Genomic DNA, 14,364 nt, shown 5'->3' with positions numbered 1-14,364 from the left:
CTGTCACTGCCTTCCCCCTTGGCATGCTGCCCGCCCCGGTGCGCCACCCGCGGGGTGATCGGCCTCGGACAGGATATGGCAGAGGGCGGGGGCGGCGGATGACTCGTTCCCCGGCGCTCCCGCCGTGCATGAGCGGCGAGCGGTGTTCGTGGCCGACCGCGAGGCGCTCGTCGCGGCCTCCGGATACGTCGCCGATCATGGCACCCGGCACAGAATCCGCGCTGATGGTCACCGTCGGCGACATCACCGGCCATGACATGCACGCCGCCACCGTGATGGGCCGGGTCCGCAGCATGCTGAGGCGGGCCACCCTCGACCGTCCCCCGTACAGCCCGCCGTCGCGCCGGCCACCCACCACCGCTTCTGCCCACCCCCGACGGCCGCGTGATCCTCCTGGCGGAGCACGACGTCGTCCTGCCGGCACTACGCGTTCCCTGACGACCTGACGCCGGCGCCAACGGCCTGAGGTGGGGCAGCGTGTGGTCCACGCACAGCACGCCGACCGTGACCGGGGCGCCTAGGCTGGAAAGTGTCACCGGAACCTCCCCGTCCGCAGGAAAGGCAGGCAAGCCACGTCATGGCCAAGCAGCCGAAGCCGTCCCAGCCTCCGCACGGCGAGGGACCCAGCCCGCACAAGGGCACCGAACAGCACGGTTGGTCTCCCGATGTCGACGAGACCCGTCAGCAGCAGAACCCGAGCGCCCGCCGCTCTTTCCACCCCGAGCAGTACGCCCCTGACAAGGGCCCTGGGCGCGAGGTCTCCAAGGAGGAGGCCGGCAACCCGCACGGCGAGCCCGTGAAGAGCAGGGGTCGCCGCGGCGAGGACCAGAGCAAGGCCGGTCGTGGCGAGAAGGGCATGCACGACACCGGTCCCCGGGGTCGCTCCCAGCGACCGAGCGGGACCAAGGATGCATCCGCGTCCACCGGCGTCGACCCTCAGGACCCGCCGGGCAGCGCCGACTGACCCTCGGCGCGTTCCACCCGCGCCGCCGCCTCTCCCGTCCTCGCCCGCCTCGACTTCTCCGCTGTTGACGACCCGGCCGACGTCCGCGCGGATCAGCGGGAACAGCACCTGCTCCCGGGACGCCGTGGGCCGTGAAGTTCGCGGCGAGCGCGACGAAACACGCAGAACGCGGACAGACGGGCACAAGGGGCGGAGGGAGGTCCGGAATGTCCGGGATCCGTGACCTGTTCGGCCACGCCAGAAGCGCAGCGGCCGCAGTCGGTGAGCGGCGTGCGCAGGCCCTGGCCCGCCACGACGCCGAGGAGGCGGCCGAGCGGGAACGGACGGTACGCCTCCGGCCGGCCCAGGCCCGCGACCGCGCTCCGGACGCGGCCCGTGCGGTGCCCTGGGGCATACGGGTCGCGGCCGAGATCGCCTGGCGGTTCCTGGTACTCGCCGCCGCCCTCTGGGTGGTGATGCGGGTGATCGGCGCCGTCCGGCTCGTCGCGCTCGCCTTCGTCGCCGCGCTGCTGATCACCGCGCTGCTGCAGCCAACCGTCGCCCGGCTGCACCGTCGGGGACTCCCCCAGGGGCTCGCCACCGTCGTCACGGCGCTCTGCGGGTTCATCTCGCTCGGGCTGATCGGCTGGTTCGTCGTATGGCAGGTGCTCGACAACCTGGACAGCCTCTCCGAACGGCTCCAGGAAGGCATCGCGGAACTGAAACAGTGGCTCCTCAACAGCCCGTTCCACGTGACCGAGCAGCAGATCAACGACATCACCGAGCGCCTGAGCGATGCCATCGGCACCAGCACCAACGAGATCACCTCGACCGGTCTCCAGGGAGTGACCGTCCTGATCGAAGTCATCACCGGCATGCTCCTGGCGATGTTCATCACGCTCTTCCTGCTGTACGACGGCAGAAAGGTCTGGGAGTGGACGGTGAGGCTGCTACCGGTCGCCGTACAGCCCGGTGTCGCCGGAGCGGGCCCGCCGGCCTGGCGCACGCTCACCGCCTACATCCGCGGAACGCTGATCGTCGCCCTGATCGACGCCGTGTTCATCGGCGTCGGGATCTACATCCTCGGCGTACCGCTCGCGATACCCATAGCCGTGGTGATCTTCCTGGCCTCCTTCGTGCCGCTGATCGGCGCCATCGCCTCCGGCGCGCTCGCCGTGATCGTCGCGCTGGTCACCCAGGGCGTCTTCACCGCCTTGATGACACTGGTGGTCGTACTCCTCGTCCAACAGATCGAGGGCCACGTCCTGCAACCCTTCATACTGGGGCGGGCCGTCCGGATCCATCCTCTGGCCGTGGCCCTCTCCGTCGCCACCGGCGGGCTGATCGCCGGCATCGGCGGCGCAGTCGTCGCCGTCCCGCTGGTGGCCGTCGCGAACACCGTGATCGTGCACCTCCGGTCCTCCGCGGACGAGGACGAGGACGAGGACGAGGACGACAGGACGGTGCCGGAAACGGCCACCGAACCGAGCACGGCACCGGACCCGGAACCGTCCGGGGTGCCGGAGCACCCACCGGAGCGGCCCCCCGATGCCGCGGAGTGAACCCCGGAACGGGAACCGGGCCCAAGGCCCTCGGCGCCTCCCTAAGCCGTTCACCGACTCGTGTCGGAGCCGTCGTCACCCGAGCCTGCGACGGCGATGGCGAACACCCGGCCCCAGCACGTGCATGGAAGTGCGAAGCGGGGGCAGAAGGGGCGGACAGGCGTCAGTCAACTGGGAGGGAGCGGTCGTATGTCTCGCTCGGCCACCGTCATGGGCCCCGTTCGGGCAGCAGAAGAGCAAGCCACCGGCGCCCCGGAGGAACCGGCTCAGGACCTGGGACCGCGCCGGGTGGAGAACGCCCGTGAGATGGCGCCGAGTGACGCACGCGAACTGTCGCGCGTGTTCTTCCAGAGACTGCGCACGCTGGAGGAGGGGACGCGCGAGTACCAGTACACGCGCAACACCCTGATCGAGATGAACCTCTCGCTCGTCCAGTTCGCCGCGCGGCGCTTCCGCGCCCGCGTGATGGGCGGGGGCCTGGACATCGACGACATCACCCAGGTGGGGACCATCGGCCTCATCAAGGCAATCGACCGCTACGAACCCGAACGGGAGGTCGAGTTCTCCACCCTCGCCCTCCCCTACATTCTCGGTGAGATTAAGCGCCACTTCCGCGACACCACCTGGGCCGTGCACGTCCCGCGCCGCCTCCAGGAACTGCGTGTGGAACTGGCCAAGGCGCAGGAGGCCCTGACCGACGTCCTGGGCCGGGCCCCGACCGTCAAGGAGGTCGCGGCCCACCTCGAACTGACCGAGGAGCAGGTCATCGACGGACTGGTCGCCGCGAACGGCTACACGAGCGGCTCCCTCGACACCGCCGCCGGGGAGAGCGACGCGGCTTCCCCGACCAGCCGGGCCACCCGACCCCTGGCGGAGGTCATGGGCGAGGACGATCCCGCCATGGAACTCTTCGAGGACTTCCACACCCTCGCACCCCTGCTGCAGCAACTGGACGAGCGTGACCGGCTGATCCTGCAGATGCGCTTCGGTCAGGAGAGGACCCAGGCCGAGATCGGTGCCGAACTGGGCATCTCGCAGATGCAGGTCTCTCGCCTTCTGTCCCGTACTCTCGCCCGGCTGCGCGCCGGCATGCTCACGGTGTAGGGGCGAGCCATGACGCCCGTACCGGGAAGCACAGCGCCGCCGTCCGAGATCGAGAAGATGCCCGTCAGACCGGGTGGAGTTCCGCACTTTCACGCCCCGGGTTCACCAGGCGACGCCGCCGGCCGGGTCCCCTGCACCGTCACGACCGTGCTGAGGCCTCCCGCACCGTCCGGGGGCGTGCGGCCGACCCGGCCCACGGGCGCCAACCGCGGTACGGGCCGGCGGCCGGGAGCCGGAGTGGCGGGCGAACGCGGGGGTGGCGTCACCGTGGAGACGATGGAAACGGAGGCGGGCCGTCCCATGACAGTCGGCCCTCCTTCAGGGAGCCAGCGCCGCAGGCTCGCCCTGGCGGGCGTCCCCGGGCTGGTGGCCAAGGGGCGCGATTTCACGCGTCGGGCCCTGCGGGACTGGGGCTGGAACGAGACCGAGACCTCTGAGGACATCCTCCTCCTCGTTTCCGAGCTCCTGACCAACGCGTCACTCCACGCACACGGCTGCCGCGAACTCGTCCTGACCGCTGATGAAGCGTCCCTGCGCATCGAAGTCCACGACGGCATGACGACCCTTCCGGTACGCAACCGGGCGCCGCAACGAGGAGTCCCGGGGGGCCGCGGTCTGTTCATCGTGGAGCGCCTGTCCGATCGCTGGGGCACCCATGTCCACGGAACCGGCAAGGCCGTATGGGCCGAGATCGCGGCCTCCCGGCTGGCGTAGGGCCCGGCAAGAACCCCGACCGTGCTGGTTCCGTACTGTCGTGCCACTCGACGGTGGTGCCGGTCGGGCTCGCTGCCACGAGGTCGCCGGACGCCGGGCCGGTGCCGTGCCCGCCAGAGGGGCCACGGGCACGGCGTGGCGAGGTCGGGGCGCTCGGGGGCTGGGTCATGATCGGCTGCGTGAAGACTTCCGGACGTCTGGCCGCCTTCGCGGTCGCGGGCCTGCTCGCCGCACTCCCCGCGTGCTCGGAGTCCGACGGCCGTGACGGCGGTGGGGCGGGGGCTCGTACCGGCGCGGACACCGCTCGGACGGGGGCACCCGGCACGGTGTTCCGCAGCGGGCACCCCGGTGCCGCGGGCGCCGGTGACCCGTACTTCCCGACGCTCGGCAACGGCGGCTACGACGTCACCCACTACGCACTGACCCTGTCCTACGAGCCCGGCAGCGGCCGCCTGGAGGGCACCGCGGAGATCACCGCGAAGGCCACTGCGGACCTCAGCTCCTTCAACCTCGACCTCCTCGGCATGGAGGTGCTGAGCGCCACCGTCGACGGCCGCGAGGCGATGGTTCGCCGTGACGGGCAGGAGCTGACCCTGCAGCCGCGCGATCACCTCAGGAAGGGCGCCGCCTTCCGCGGCGTCGTGCGCTACGCGGGTGCGCCGGAGCCGGTCACCCATGACCACGGGTGGCGCGAAGGCTGGATGAGGACGGGCAACGGAGCGGTCGCGTTCGGCGAGCCGACGGGCTCGATGTCCTGGTTCCCCGGCAACCACCACCCCTCGGACAAGGCCTCGTACGACATCACCGTCACGGTCCCCAAGGGGGTGCAGGCGATCTCCAACGGCCAGCTGCGCGCCCAGCACACCAGCGGCGACCGCACCACCTTCCACTGGCACCAGGCCGAGCCCATGGCCAGCCATGTGGCGACCGTGGCGATCGGCAGCTACGACATCAAGACCTCCCGGACCCGGTCGGGCATCCCGGTCGTGTCGGCGATGGACACGACCGCGGGCGTGGACGAGGACGGAGAGGTCCTCGGCCGGTTCCCCGAGATCATGGAATGGGCCGAGGGGAGGTTCGGCCCCTACCCCTTCTCCGCCGCCGGTCTGATCGTCGATCAGGCGGCCGATGTGCCCTACGCCCTGGAGACCCAGACCCGGGCGACCATTCCGGCCGGGATCTTCCACACCACCAACGTGGTGCACGAAACGGCCCACCAGTGGTTCGGCAACTCCGTCACCCCGCGAACCTGGCGGGACATGTGGCTCAACGAGGGCTTCGCGACCTACGCGGAGTGGCTGTGGACCGAGGACCACGGTGGGGCCAGCGCCCAGGACCACTTCGACCGCAACCACGCCAAGGCCGCGGACGACGACGAGTGGGACTTCCCGCCCGCCGAGCCGCCGAGCGCTTCGGACATCTCCGGCCAGCCGGTGTACGTGCGCGGCGCGATGGTGATCCACAAGATCCGGCAGGCCGTGGGCGACGAGGGATTCCGCGCCCTGGTGCGGGGCTGGACCCTGCGCCACCGCCACGGCCACGCCTCCACGCGCGACTTCACCACGTACGTGGAGGCCAGGGCCGGCCGGAAGCTCGACTCGATCTGGGACTCGTGGCTGTACGGCGACGGCAAGCCCACGTGAGGGGGCGACGCGGTGTCAGGCCCTGATGCGCCGGCGGGCGGTCTCGACGAGCTTCATGTACTGGTCCCAGTTCCACGCGGTCCCGGGGTCGTCGTGCGTGGACAGCGGCACCTCGACGTGGCCCAGGATGTGGTCCCGGTCGACCGGCACGTCGTACTTCGCGCAGATCGTGGCCGTGAGCACGGCGGATGTCTCGTACAGCTTGTCGGTGTACACGGGCTGATCGGTCCAGCCTTCGTGCTCGATGCCGATGCTGCGGTGGTTGTACCAGACGCTGCCGGAGTGCCAGGCCACGTCGCGCTCGCGCACGCACTGGGTGATCCGCGTGCCGGTTGCGCTGATCATGTAGTGCGCCGACACTCTCTCCGCGTCGTCCTTGAACTTGGCGAACATGATCGGCAAAATGTCCGTTGTCAGATGAATGACGACGTATTCGATGGGGTACGACTCGGGACGGTCGGAGGCCGTGTAGTTGGACTCGGAGGCTTCGACCCAGACGGCGGGGGCGTAGTCCACCGATGAGTCCGCCCGCAGTGCCGCGGGCGGCCCCGCGGCGCCGGGGGTCTTGCGCCCGGGGCTCGGCAGTGCGGCCTTCGCCCTCTCCTCGGGCCTCATCAGCCGGGGCAGACCGACAGCGGCCAGGGCCGTGCCCGCCGCGCCGGCAGCACCCCACAACAGCCGTCGACGGCTCAGCGGGCTGTCTTCCATGGCCACTCCTCATGCAGTCGAGCAGGCAGGCAGGTCGAGGACGCCCCGCCGCGAGCCGTGGCATCACGGTGCACGGGCGGTGCATCCCGAAATGTGATGCTTCACCAGCGCCCGCACCCCGGCAAGCCGGTCCTCCACCACTCGGCGCACACCCTCACCCCTGACCGGCACCGGCCGGCGCGTGGCGCGCGGGGCCGACGGAACCGGGTAACGTCTTTGTCATGTTCTTCCAGACGCCGATTCACGAGTGAGAGCGTGACGGACCCCCGCTGACGTCCTTCGACGTCGCCGCGCCCGTCCCCCGCCGATGAATCCGTAGATCACCACACATCACCACCGGGAGAACCCGTGACCGACAGCAAGAACATCAACAACCCCGTGGGCCAGGGCGGCGGCCAGCGCAAGAGGCTGTCCCGCGCCGAACGGCAGAACAACGGTCCGCACCGCAACCTGGACCGCCAGAGTGCCGCCGACAAGAAGGCGGAGCTGGTGCGCAAGATGCAGGAGAAGGCACGCGCGGCCGAGGCCGCCGGGCAGGCGGGCGACGACACCGAGCAGAGCTGAGGCGCCGCCGCCGCACGGCGGCACCTCAGGGGCGGCCGCGGATTGGCAGCCCCGGATTGGCGGCCCCGGGCCTCACCCCCGCCGCCGGACACCGTCGGCACCACCCTGCCGTGCCGGGGTTTCGGGGCGCATGTCGTCGCCGGGCCGCGCGCGGGACCTCACCTGTTCGAGGTGGTTTCGCGGGCGAACGCGCCACCGGGATGGCGGCGGGCCGGCGCGCGTACAGGCTGGGAGGCACTGCACCAGACCCGGCACACGACGAGGGGCAATGATCGTATCGCTGATGCCCATGCCGGACGGCACGATGACGCGTGCCCACGCGTCCGAGGCGCGTGAGCGTCTCGCGACGTCCCCTTTCCTGCTCGTGGACGTGGAACTGTCCGAGGAGGCTTCGCCCACCGGGCAGCCGCTCGCGCACCTGCTGGGCCTGGGGGCCGCGGACCTGGCGTGGCTGGGCCGGGAGGGCGAGTCCGCCCGGGCCGAGTACCTCGGGGACAGCGCCGCGTTCGTCGTGCCCGCGGTCGAGGCGGGCCAGGTCGTCCACGTCCATGCCGTGGTGACCGAGCGGTATCTCGTCACGGTGCACCGGGGGGCGGCGGCCCGGCTGGTCCAGAGCCTCACCGCCCGTTTCCCGCACGAACGTCCGCCGGACGCGGTGGCCATGCTGTTCCTGCTGCTCGACGAGGCACTGGAGACGTACCGCGGGTCGGCCGTCCAGGCCCTGCTGGACGTGGAGGACCTGGAGAACGAGATGTTCCGGCAGCGGCAGCCCGAGCAGGTCTACCGGCTGGCGCGGCTGCGACGCACGGCGGCCCTCCTGCACCACACGCTCCTGCCGTACCACCGGGTGACGGAGGAGACCGTCACCCGCCGGATGATGAGCGGCAGCGTCCCGGAGGAGCGCCAGCGGCTGGTCCGCGAGTACCAGCGCACGGCGGGGCTGGTGCTCACGGACATCGAGTCGCTCCAGGAGGCGGCCCGCCGTGCGTTCAGCAGCTACTCCTCCCTGGTGTCCGCCGACCAGAACGGCGTCATCAACCGCCTGGCGATCGTGTCGACGATCTTCCTGCCGCTGACCTTCCTGACCGGGTTCTTCGGCATGAACTTCACCTACCTGACGGACGAGATGGAGGGCGAGGCCGTCTTCTGGCTGCTCGCCGTGGGACTGCAGGTGGCCTTCCTCGTCATCGCGCTCTACACCCTGCACCGCACCGGCCTGTGGCGCAGACTCCGGGACGAGGACGGCGGCCTCGACGACGAGTAGGGGCGGCGGCGGTTTCCCGCCGACCGCGCCGCCGCACACAACCGGATTCATTCATCCTGCATCTACCGCATGTCGGCATGCGGCGGACGAGATCAACCGTCCGCCTCGGAAACCGACATGACGGAGTACGTTCTTGATCACTCACCTCACACGGGGTGCCGCCCCACGGATGCTCCTGGCGCTGATCGCGGCCCTGAGCGCGGTCGTCGGTACCACCGCGCTCGGCGCGGCCCCGGCTGCGGCAGCCGACCAGCGGCGCCCGTCTACGCCATCGCGCACCGCGTCGACACGCTAGGCGGCGTGGACGCCGCGCTCTAACACGGCGCCAACAGCATCGAGATGGACGTCTGTGCCTGGTGGAACCCCAACGAATGGCGTGCCTACCACGACTGTTCCTCGGCCGGTGACAACCGGCTCGGCCCCAGCTTCGACAGCATGATCGACCGCATCCTCTCCCACGCCTCCGCGGGACGCCGGCTGGCGCTGGTGTGGCTGGACATCAAGGACCCGAACCACTGCGGGGAGAAGGAGAACCGCGGCTGCAGCGTGGCCGGACTGCGTAGGCGCGCAGAGCGCGTACGGCCCCGCGGGACACGGCCCCCGAGGGGCCCGGCGCGGGTGTCCGGCTCGCCTCGCGGACCTCCCGGGCAGCGCCCATGCTGAGTAGTAGGGCACCTTCGGCCTGAGGGCTGTCCTCCCCCAGGTCCGCGCGAGGCGCCCGTGAGGAGGAAGCCATGCGTATCCGCAGAACGCTGGGCCTCATCCTGGCCTCAGCAACCCTCGCCGGAGCGGGCGCCGTCGGCGCCGTCAGCGCTCAGGCCGCCGCGTCTCCCACCATCACCAGGCAGGAGTGCACGGACGCGGGAGGGCAGATCAAGTCGATCCCGTACGGCGGTGACACCTGCACCCTGCCCGACGGAACCAGCCAGAGGATCACCTGACGGGGCCGTTCCCCTCTGTCTCGTCCGAGGCCCGGCGCTCATGCGGCGTCGGGTCTTCGGCGTGTCCCGTGCGCCTGCGCTTCGTGATCACGGCCGTCAGCTCGACGACGGCCGAGGCGAGCGCGAGCAGACCCGCGGCGGCCTGGGCCAGATCCGACCAGTGCATGGGCAATCTCCTGACGCTTGGCGAGCGACGGACTACGCTCGGTGGACGCCCTGATTGCAGGGCCCCGGAAGGCCGTCCGGCAACGAGATCGGACGGGGCCGGACGGAGCGGCCCGCTTCGTCCGCGCCCGACCGGCGAGGACGGCGCACGAGGGAGACGTGTGGATGACCCGTCCACTGGACGTCCACGGCATCGATCCGTCCTCGGTGACGACACCGCGGCAGCTGGCCGAACAACTGGAACGACTGCGCGTGCGCGCGGGCCTGTCCTACGCGCAGATGGCGGAGAGGGCCGGACGGATCGCGGACGGGGGGCGGTGCGCGGCGCTGTCGAGGGCTTCGGCGCACGGCTATGCCACGGGCGGGCAGTTTCCGACCCCGGAGCGCCTCCTGACGTACCTGATGGTGTGCCAGGTCCCTCTGGCCGATGTGCGCCCGTGGAGGGCAGCCCTCGAACGGGCGCGCCCCGGCCGCCGGTCGGCCGCCCCGGGGGCCGTCAGGGTCCGCGAGGCCCTGCCGCACCGGCTCGGGGTGCGCGTCCCGATCGAGTTCGAGGAAGCCCGCGACGAGACGCCGGGCTATGTACCGCGCGATCTGGACGAGGGCCTGCGCGCGGCCCTGGCGGACGCCGCACGGGACGGCGGCTTCCTGCTCCTCAACGGCCGCTCCTGCGTGGGCAAGACGCGCACGCTCCACGAGGCCGTCCTGGAGGTGCTGCCCGAGTGGTGGCTGGTCCAGCCGGCGGGCACCGGAGCGATCCGCGAGCTGGCGGCGGCGCCGACACCGCGGACCGTGCTGTGGCTGGACGAACTGCAGGCCCACCTCGGGACCGCGGACCCCCTCACGGAGGGGACCGTACGCACCCTGCTCCACGCCGGCACGGTGATCGTGGGAACGATCTGGACGACCGAGTACCAGGCCCGCGTCCTCGCCCCGCGCCGCACGGGGGACGGCCGCGGCGACGAGGACCGCCGGCTGCTCGAACTGGCCCGCGTCTTCGACGTCGCCGACGCGTTCACCCCCGCCGAGCACGCCCGGGCCCTGGCGCGGGCGGGCGAGGACCCGTGGGTGCGTGCCGCGCTCGACAGCGCCGACACCGGATTCACGCAGGTCCTCGCGGCGGCGCCCGACCTCGTGCGCCGCTGGGAATGCGCCCCGGACCCGTACGCGGAACACGTCATCACCGCCGCGGTCGACGCCCGCCGCATGGGAGTGCACGGCCCGGTCTCGGAGGAGTTCCTGCGGGCCGCCGTACGCGGGTACCTCAAGGACCGGCGCGCCGTCGCACCACCGGACTGGCTCCGCAGCTCCCTCGACTACGCCACGGCCCCGGTGCGCGGCGTGGCCCCGGCGCTGATGCCGTGCACCGACGGGGACATGGAGGTCGCCACCGGGTACATCGCCACCGACTACCTCCTGCAGCGGGCGCGCGAGACCCGTCGGGCGCTCTGTCCCGACGACGCCGTGTGGCGGGCGCTGAGCGAGCACTGCCACGACCCGGCGGACCTGCAGCGCCTCGCCCGGGCAGCCGGTCTGCGGATGCGGTACGAGCAGGCGGCCGCGTTCCACCGGCGGCTGTTCGACCGCGGCGACCACCGGGGCGCAGCGACCTTGGCCGAGGAGCTGATCCGGCAGGGCCGGAGCGAGGAGGCCTTCGAAGTGCTGCGGCCGGCGGTGCACGCCGACTGGCACCCCGACAGGGCTCGGGCCACCGCGCAGTGGGCCGGACTACTGGCCGAACGGGGCCGTACGCAGGAGGCGGTCGACCTGCTCTCCGCGCAGGGCGACGGGCCCGAACTGCTGAAGCTCCTGGTCCGCGTGGGCCGTGCGGACGAGGCCGTCCGGATCGCGCGACGGTGGGCGGCCGGCGGAGGCCGGGCCGCCGACGGTCACCTGGCGGACCTGCTGGCGGAGCTGGGTGACGAGGAAGCGCTACGGGCGCGGGCGGCGGCGGGCCAGGTGAACTCGACCGGCAGACTGGCCGAGTTGCTGGCCCGGCGCGGCCGGCGCGACGAGGCGATCGCGCTCTACCTGCCGTACGTGCGCACCGAGCGGGGAGCCGCGGACCGGGTGGTCGAACTGCTGGTGGAGGAGGGACGGTTCGAGGAGGCCCTGGCCGTGCTGCGCCCCTTCGTGGCGGCCGGCCACAGCAAGGCCCACGCGATGCTGGCCGACGTCCTCGTCGCGCACGGCCGCGAGGCGGAGGCCGTCCGGCACCTGCGTGCGGCCGCCGCACGGGATTCCAACCTCCACGAACAGTGGGCGCAGCTCTGCCCGTCGGAGGAACTCCCGGCCCTGGCGGCGACGGGCATGTGGCCCGCGATCGCCCGCTGGACACGGCTCCTCGCCGGACAGGGGCACGTGGACCGGGCGCTCGGCATCGTCGGGCCCATGGCGGACGGCGGGCACGTACCGGCCGCGAGGCACCTGACGGAGCTGCTCGCCGACCACGGGCGGCTGCGCGAAGCCCTGGACCTGCTGCGGAACCGGATGGCTTCCGGAGTGCTGCTCCGCGCGTGGTGGGCACCCGAGCAGCTGACTCGGCTCCTCTTCGCGCACGGTCTCGCCGACGAACTGCGCGCGGAGGTCGACGCGGGCACCGCGGGGGCGGCGGAGCTGCTCGGCCGGCTCACGGCCGGGGAGACGGCGCCGGCCGTGAGCCGGCCGCAGCGCTACCGCGGACACATCCTCCCCGAGTACGGGTGCTGTTGAGTGTCCCACTGCCCCTGCCACGCCGCCGCGCCCGCCGAGGTGAGGAGGTGGCGTACGACCACGGCGCGCGAACAAGGTTGCCCTGCAACGGACTTCGAGAGGCGCCGGAAGCAGCCGACCGCGAACTACTTACAAGTACGCTGACCCACATGACCGATACCAGCACGAATGACGAGCAGGTGTACGACGACCTGCGTGCCCTGACGGACCAGTACATGCAGGCGGTCCGTACGCGCCTCGCCGAGATCGAGTCCCCGCTCACCCGTGAACGCGGCGCCCGGCTGGTCACCGACGAACTGCTCACCGGCGCCAAGCAGGCCAAGCTCATACGCAGTGCCGCCGTGGGCGAGTTGAAGCAGGGCCGCACCCTCAAGCAGGTCGCGGAACTGACCGGTCTGTCCGTACCGCGGGTCGACCAGCTGCTCAAGGCGAAGTAGCCGGGGGAACGCCGCCGCGCTCGCCCGAAGGGGCCCCGAGGATCGTTCTCGGGGCCCCTTCGTCCGCGTCTCAGCGGACCGCCCCGCGCCTGCGGGCCGCGTCGGCGGGCCGGTCGCGGCGGTGCGTCGTGCGGAGGGCGGCGGTGGCGGTGGCGGTGGCGGTCACGGCGGTCGCGGCGAGGAGTCCTGCCGCCAGGAATCCGTCGCGCGAGCGCCAGGAGAGCACCGACCAGCGGGACCGTGCGGACAGCAGCGAGCCCATGCTGAGCCAGGACCCGGCGGAGAGGAGCGAGAGGGAGGAGCCGATGGACGCGGCCGAGAGGGCGGAGCCCACCGATCCGACGGACAGGACCGACCCGACCGATCCGATCGACAGCACGGACCCGACGGAGCCGATCGACAGGATCGAGTCCTTGGAGCCGAGGGAGAGGTAGGACCGCCCCTCCCCGCACCACGGCCTCGCCGACGGATGCGCCCAGGTCTTCGGGCTCATTCCGTCACCTCGGAAGGCAGCAGGTCCTGGGCCCTGCGTTCCATCAGGACCGGCAGATAGGTACGCACACGCGCGTACCTGAGTTCCTCGTAGGCCGTCTGCACCGAGCTGCGCACCAGGCCGGCGTCGAGCTGTGGGTGCGCTTTCATCAGCCGTTCGGCGACAGCGCGGATGGTAAGTGCGTCTTCTGTTTCCGCCATCACACGCCCCAGCCTCCCGGTCGGACCCCTCCCCCATTTTCGCGGTGCGCCCCCTCTCCGGGAAGTCGATCTTTCGCCGACCCGGTCGGCGGCCGGCCGCCGACCGCTTGACCTTGCCACTGACGGCAAGGTTGAACGATCGGGGCATGGACATCAGCACCGCACCGCAGGGCAGCAGGGTCGTCGTCGTCACCGGGGCCGGCAGCGGGATCGGCCGGGCCACCGCCCGGGCCTTCGCCGCCGAGGGAGCCCACGTGGTCGCCGTCGGCCGGCGGGCCGAACCGCTCCGCGAGACCGCCGCCCTCCATGACCGGATCACCCCACTGGCCGCGGACATCACCGGCGCGGGCGAGCCCGAGCGGATCGTCGACACCGCACAGGAGCTGTACGGCCGGCTGGACGTACTGGTCAACAATGCCGCCGTCGTGCGCAGCGGCGCCCTCGGCAGCCTCACCCCGGAGTCGATCACCCCGCAGATCGCCACCAACCTGGTCGCCCCCGTCCTCCTGGCCCAGGCCGCGCTGCCCGCGCTGGAGGCGAGCAGCGGGGTGATCGTCAATGTGAGTACGTCGGTGGGCCAGCGGGCCTGGCCGGGCAGCTCGGTCTACGCGGCGACCAAGACCGCGCTGGAACTGCTGACGCGCAGCTGGGCGGTCGAGCTGGCACCTCGCGGCATCCGTGTGGTGGCGGTCGCCCCCGGCGCGGTCGACACCCCGATCGGCGAACACCAGGGCCTGACGCCGGAGCGCCGGGCGGCGGTGCGGGAATGGCAGCTCGCCCACACCCCGCTGGGCCGCATCGGCCGGCCCGAGGAGGTGGCATGGGCCATCACCCGGCTCGCGTCGCCGGCCGCGTCGTTCGTCACCGGAGTCGTCCTCCCGGTCGACGGCGGGGCGGTCGTGGCGTGATAGGAC

General features: G+C 71.9%; 17 protein-coding genes. 13 read left to right on the top strand and 4 right to left on the bottom strand.

The window, feature by feature from the left end:
• Positions 1–23 precede the first annotated feature (23 nt).
• The 6 genes from IG86_RS45480 to IG86_RS0107920 all read left to right on the top strand — a co-directional run bounded on the left by IG86_RS45480 (position 24) and on the right by IG86_RS0107920 (position 5,966).
• Entirely contained in the window at positions 24–446 is a 423-nt protein-coding gene (locus tag IG86_RS45480) for a SpoIIE family protein phosphatase (RefSeq protein WP_107056204.1), read from the top strand.
• Between the two features lie 131 nt (positions 447–577).
• Positions 578–964, top strand: a complete 387-nt coding sequence (locus tag IG86_RS0107940; protein WP_030817790.1) for a hypothetical protein — start codon at positions 578–580, stop codon at positions 962–964.
• Positions 965–1,170: 206 nt separating this feature from the next.
• On the top strand, positions 1,171–2,505 hold the full coding sequence (locus IG86_RS0107935) for an AI-2E family transporter (RefSeq protein WP_078905835.1): 1,335 nt from the start codon (positions 1,171–1,173) through the stop codon (positions 2,503–2,505).
• A 189-nt stretch (positions 2,506–2,694) separates the two neighbouring features.
• Positions 2,695–3,609, top strand: coding sequence for a SigB/SigF/SigG family RNA polymerase sigma factor (locus IG86_RS0107930; protein ID WP_030817799.1), 915 nt, complete (start codon positions 2,695–2,697; stop codon positions 3,607–3,609).
• Positions 3,610–3,909: 300 nt separating this feature from the next.
• Positions 3,910–4,323 carry an ATP-binding protein gene (locus IG86_RS0107925; protein WP_037942124.1) on the top strand — a complete coding sequence of 138 codons (414 nt, stop codon included), beginning with the start codon at positions 3,910–3,912 and terminating at the stop codon, positions 4,321–4,323.
• Positions 4,324–4,490: 167 nt separating this feature from the next.
• Positions 4,491–5,966: a M1 family metallopeptidase gene (locus IG86_RS0107920; RefSeq protein ID WP_030817803.1), complete on the top strand. Its 1,476-nt coding sequence runs from the start codon at positions 4,491–4,493 to the stop codon at positions 5,964–5,966.
• Positions 5,967–5,981: 15 nt separating this feature from the next.
• On the opposite strand, the gene IG86_RS0107915 is transcribed toward IG86_RS0107920, so the two are convergent.
• A complete protein-coding gene (locus tag IG86_RS0107915; protein WP_030817806.1) occupies positions 5,982–6,674 on the bottom strand; it encodes an N-acetylmuramoyl-L-alanine amidase in 693 nt (230 codons plus the stop codon).
• A gap of 348 nt (positions 6,675–7,022) precedes the next feature.
• On the opposite strand from IG86_RS0107915, the gene IG86_RS0107910 reads away from it, so the two are divergent.
• The 4 genes from IG86_RS0107910 (at position 7,023) to IG86_RS38490 (ending at position 9,443) form a co-directional block, all read left to right on the top strand.
• Positions 7,023–7,238, top strand: a complete 216-nt coding sequence (locus tag IG86_RS0107910) for a DUF6243 family protein (RefSeq protein ID WP_030895834.1) — start codon at positions 7,023–7,025, stop codon at positions 7,236–7,238.
• A gap of 283 nt (positions 7,239–7,521) precedes the next feature.
• Positions 7,522–8,502, top strand: a complete 981-nt coding sequence (locus IG86_RS0107905; protein WP_234316174.1) for a magnesium transporter CorA family protein — start codon at positions 7,522–7,524, stop codon at positions 8,500–8,502.
• Between the two features lie 339 nt (positions 8,503–8,841).
• Positions 8,842–9,165 carry a PI-PLC domain-containing protein gene (locus tag IG86_RS44190; RefSeq protein WP_244305804.1) on the top strand — a complete coding sequence of 108 codons (324 nt, stop codon included), beginning with the start codon at positions 8,842–8,844 and terminating at the stop codon, positions 9,163–9,165.
• A gap of 71 nt (positions 9,166–9,236) precedes the next feature.
• Positions 9,237–9,443: a hypothetical protein gene (locus IG86_RS38490; protein WP_037942003.1), complete on the top strand. Its 207-nt coding sequence runs from the start codon at positions 9,237–9,239 to the stop codon at positions 9,441–9,443.
• Here the strand turns inward: IG86_RS38490 and IG86_RS42905 are convergent.
• Entirely contained in the window at positions 9,436–9,609 is a 174-nt protein-coding gene (locus IG86_RS42905) for a hypothetical protein (protein ID WP_157854788.1), read from the bottom strand. The genes IG86_RS38490 and IG86_RS42905 overlap by 8 nt on opposite strands.
• A gap of 164 nt (positions 9,610–9,773) precedes the next feature.
• Here IG86_RS42905 and IG86_RS0107890 point away from each other — a divergent pair, with 164 nt between their 5' ends.
• The gene (locus IG86_RS0107890) at positions 9,774–12,320 is read left to right on the top strand and encodes a helix-turn-helix domain-containing protein (RefSeq protein ID WP_030895830.1); all 2,547 of its coding nucleotides are present in this window, start codon (positions 9,774–9,776) and stop codon (positions 12,318–12,320) included.
• A 149-nt stretch (positions 12,321–12,469) separates the two neighbouring features.
• Entirely contained in the window at positions 12,470–12,757 is a 288-nt protein-coding gene (locus IG86_RS0107885; RefSeq protein ID WP_030030332.1) for a hypothetical protein, read from the top strand.
• Positions 12,758–12,827: 70 nt separating this feature from the next.
• Here the strand turns inward: IG86_RS0107885 and IG86_RS39775 are convergent, their stop codons facing one another.
• Both IG86_RS39775 and IG86_RS0107875 read right to left on the bottom strand, forming a co-directional pair.
• Complete coding sequence (locus tag IG86_RS39775; protein WP_051785023.1) at positions 12,828–13,250, bottom strand: hypothetical protein; 423 nt, start codon at positions 13,248–13,250, stop codon at positions 12,828–12,830.
• Complete coding sequence (locus IG86_RS0107875) at positions 13,247–13,450, bottom strand: three-helix bundle dimerization domain-containing protein (RefSeq protein WP_159040586.1); 204 nt, start codon at positions 13,448–13,450, stop codon at positions 13,247–13,249. The genes IG86_RS39775 and IG86_RS0107875 overlap by 4 nt, the downstream gene beginning before the upstream one ends.
• A gap of 146 nt (positions 13,451–13,596) precedes the next feature.
• Here IG86_RS0107875 and IG86_RS0107870 point away from each other — a divergent pair, with 146 nt between their 5' ends.
• A complete protein-coding gene (locus IG86_RS0107870; RefSeq protein WP_030895824.1) occupies positions 13,597–14,358 on the top strand; it encodes an SDR family NAD(P)-dependent oxidoreductase in 762 nt (253 codons plus the stop codon).
• Positions 14,359–14,364 lie beyond the last annotated feature (6 nt).

Origin of the sequence: Streptomyces virginiae (assembly GCF_000720455.1) — a bacterium.
GTDB lineage: Bacteria > Actinomycetota > Actinomycetes > Streptomycetales > Streptomycetaceae > Streptomyces > Streptomyces virginiae.
The sequence above is the reverse complement of the archived record's forward strand: the minus strand, read 5'-3'. Positions and strand labels throughout refer to the sequence as shown.

Excerpts from the sequence above, each read along its gene's own strand:
- IG86_RS38490 (WP_037942003.1), top strand. The coding sequence starts at position 9,237 with ATGCGTATCCGCAGAACGCTGGGCCTCATCCTGGCCTCAGCAACCCTC.
- IG86_RS0107890 (WP_030895830.1), top strand. The coding sequence starts at position 9,774 with ATGACCCGTCCACTGGACGTCCACGGCATCGATCCGTCCTCGGTGACG.
- IG86_RS0107915 (WP_030817806.1), bottom strand. The coding sequence starts at position 6,674 with ATGGAAGACAGCCCGCTGAGCCGTCGACGGCTGTTGTGGGGTGCTGCC.
- IG86_RS0107925 (WP_037942124.1), top strand. The coding sequence starts at position 3,910 with ATGACAGTCGGCCCTCCTTCAGGGAGCCAGCGCCGCAGGCTCGCCCTG.
- IG86_RS0107920 (WP_030817803.1), top strand. The coding sequence starts at position 4,491 with ATGATCGGCTGCGTGAAGACTTCCGGACGTCTGGCCGCCTTCGCGGTC.
- IG86_RS45480 (WP_107056204.1), top strand. The coding sequence starts at position 24 with ATGCTGCCCGCCCCGGTGCGCCACCCGCGGGGTGATCGGCCTCGGACA.
- IG86_RS44190 (WP_244305804.1), top strand. The coding sequence starts at position 8,842 with ATGGACGTCTGTGCCTGGTGGAACCCCAACGAATGGCGTGCCTACCAC.
- IG86_RS39775 (WP_051785023.1), bottom strand. The coding sequence starts at position 13,250 with ATGAGCCCGAAGACCTGGGCGCATCCGTCGGCGAGGCCGTGGTGCGGG.
- IG86_RS0107905 (WP_234316174.1), top strand. The coding sequence starts at position 7,522 with ATGCCCATGCCGGACGGCACGATGACGCGTGCCCACGCGTCCGAGGCG.
- IG86_RS42905 (WP_157854788.1), bottom strand. The coding sequence starts at position 9,609 with ATGCACTGGTCGGATCTGGCCCAGGCCGCCGCGGGTCTGCTCGCGCTC.
- IG86_RS0107935 (WP_078905835.1), top strand. The coding sequence starts at position 1,171 with ATGTCCGGGATCCGTGACCTGTTCGGCCACGCCAGAAGCGCAGCGGCC.
- IG86_RS0107875 (WP_159040586.1), bottom strand. The coding sequence starts at position 13,450 with ATGGCGGAAACAGAAGACGCACTTACCATCCGCGCTGTCGCCGAACGG.
- IG86_RS0107930 (WP_030817799.1), top strand. The coding sequence starts at position 2,695 with ATGTCTCGCTCGGCCACCGTCATGGGCCCCGTTCGGGCAGCAGAAGAG.
- IG86_RS0107885 (WP_030030332.1), top strand. The coding sequence starts at position 12,470 with ATGACCGATACCAGCACGAATGACGAGCAGGTGTACGACGACCTGCGT.
- IG86_RS0107870 (WP_030895824.1), top strand. The coding sequence starts at position 13,597 with ATGGACATCAGCACCGCACCGCAGGGCAGCAGGGTCGTCGTCGTCACC.
- IG86_RS0107940 (WP_030817790.1), top strand. The coding sequence starts at position 578 with ATGGCCAAGCAGCCGAAGCCGTCCCAGCCTCCGCACGGCGAGGGACCC.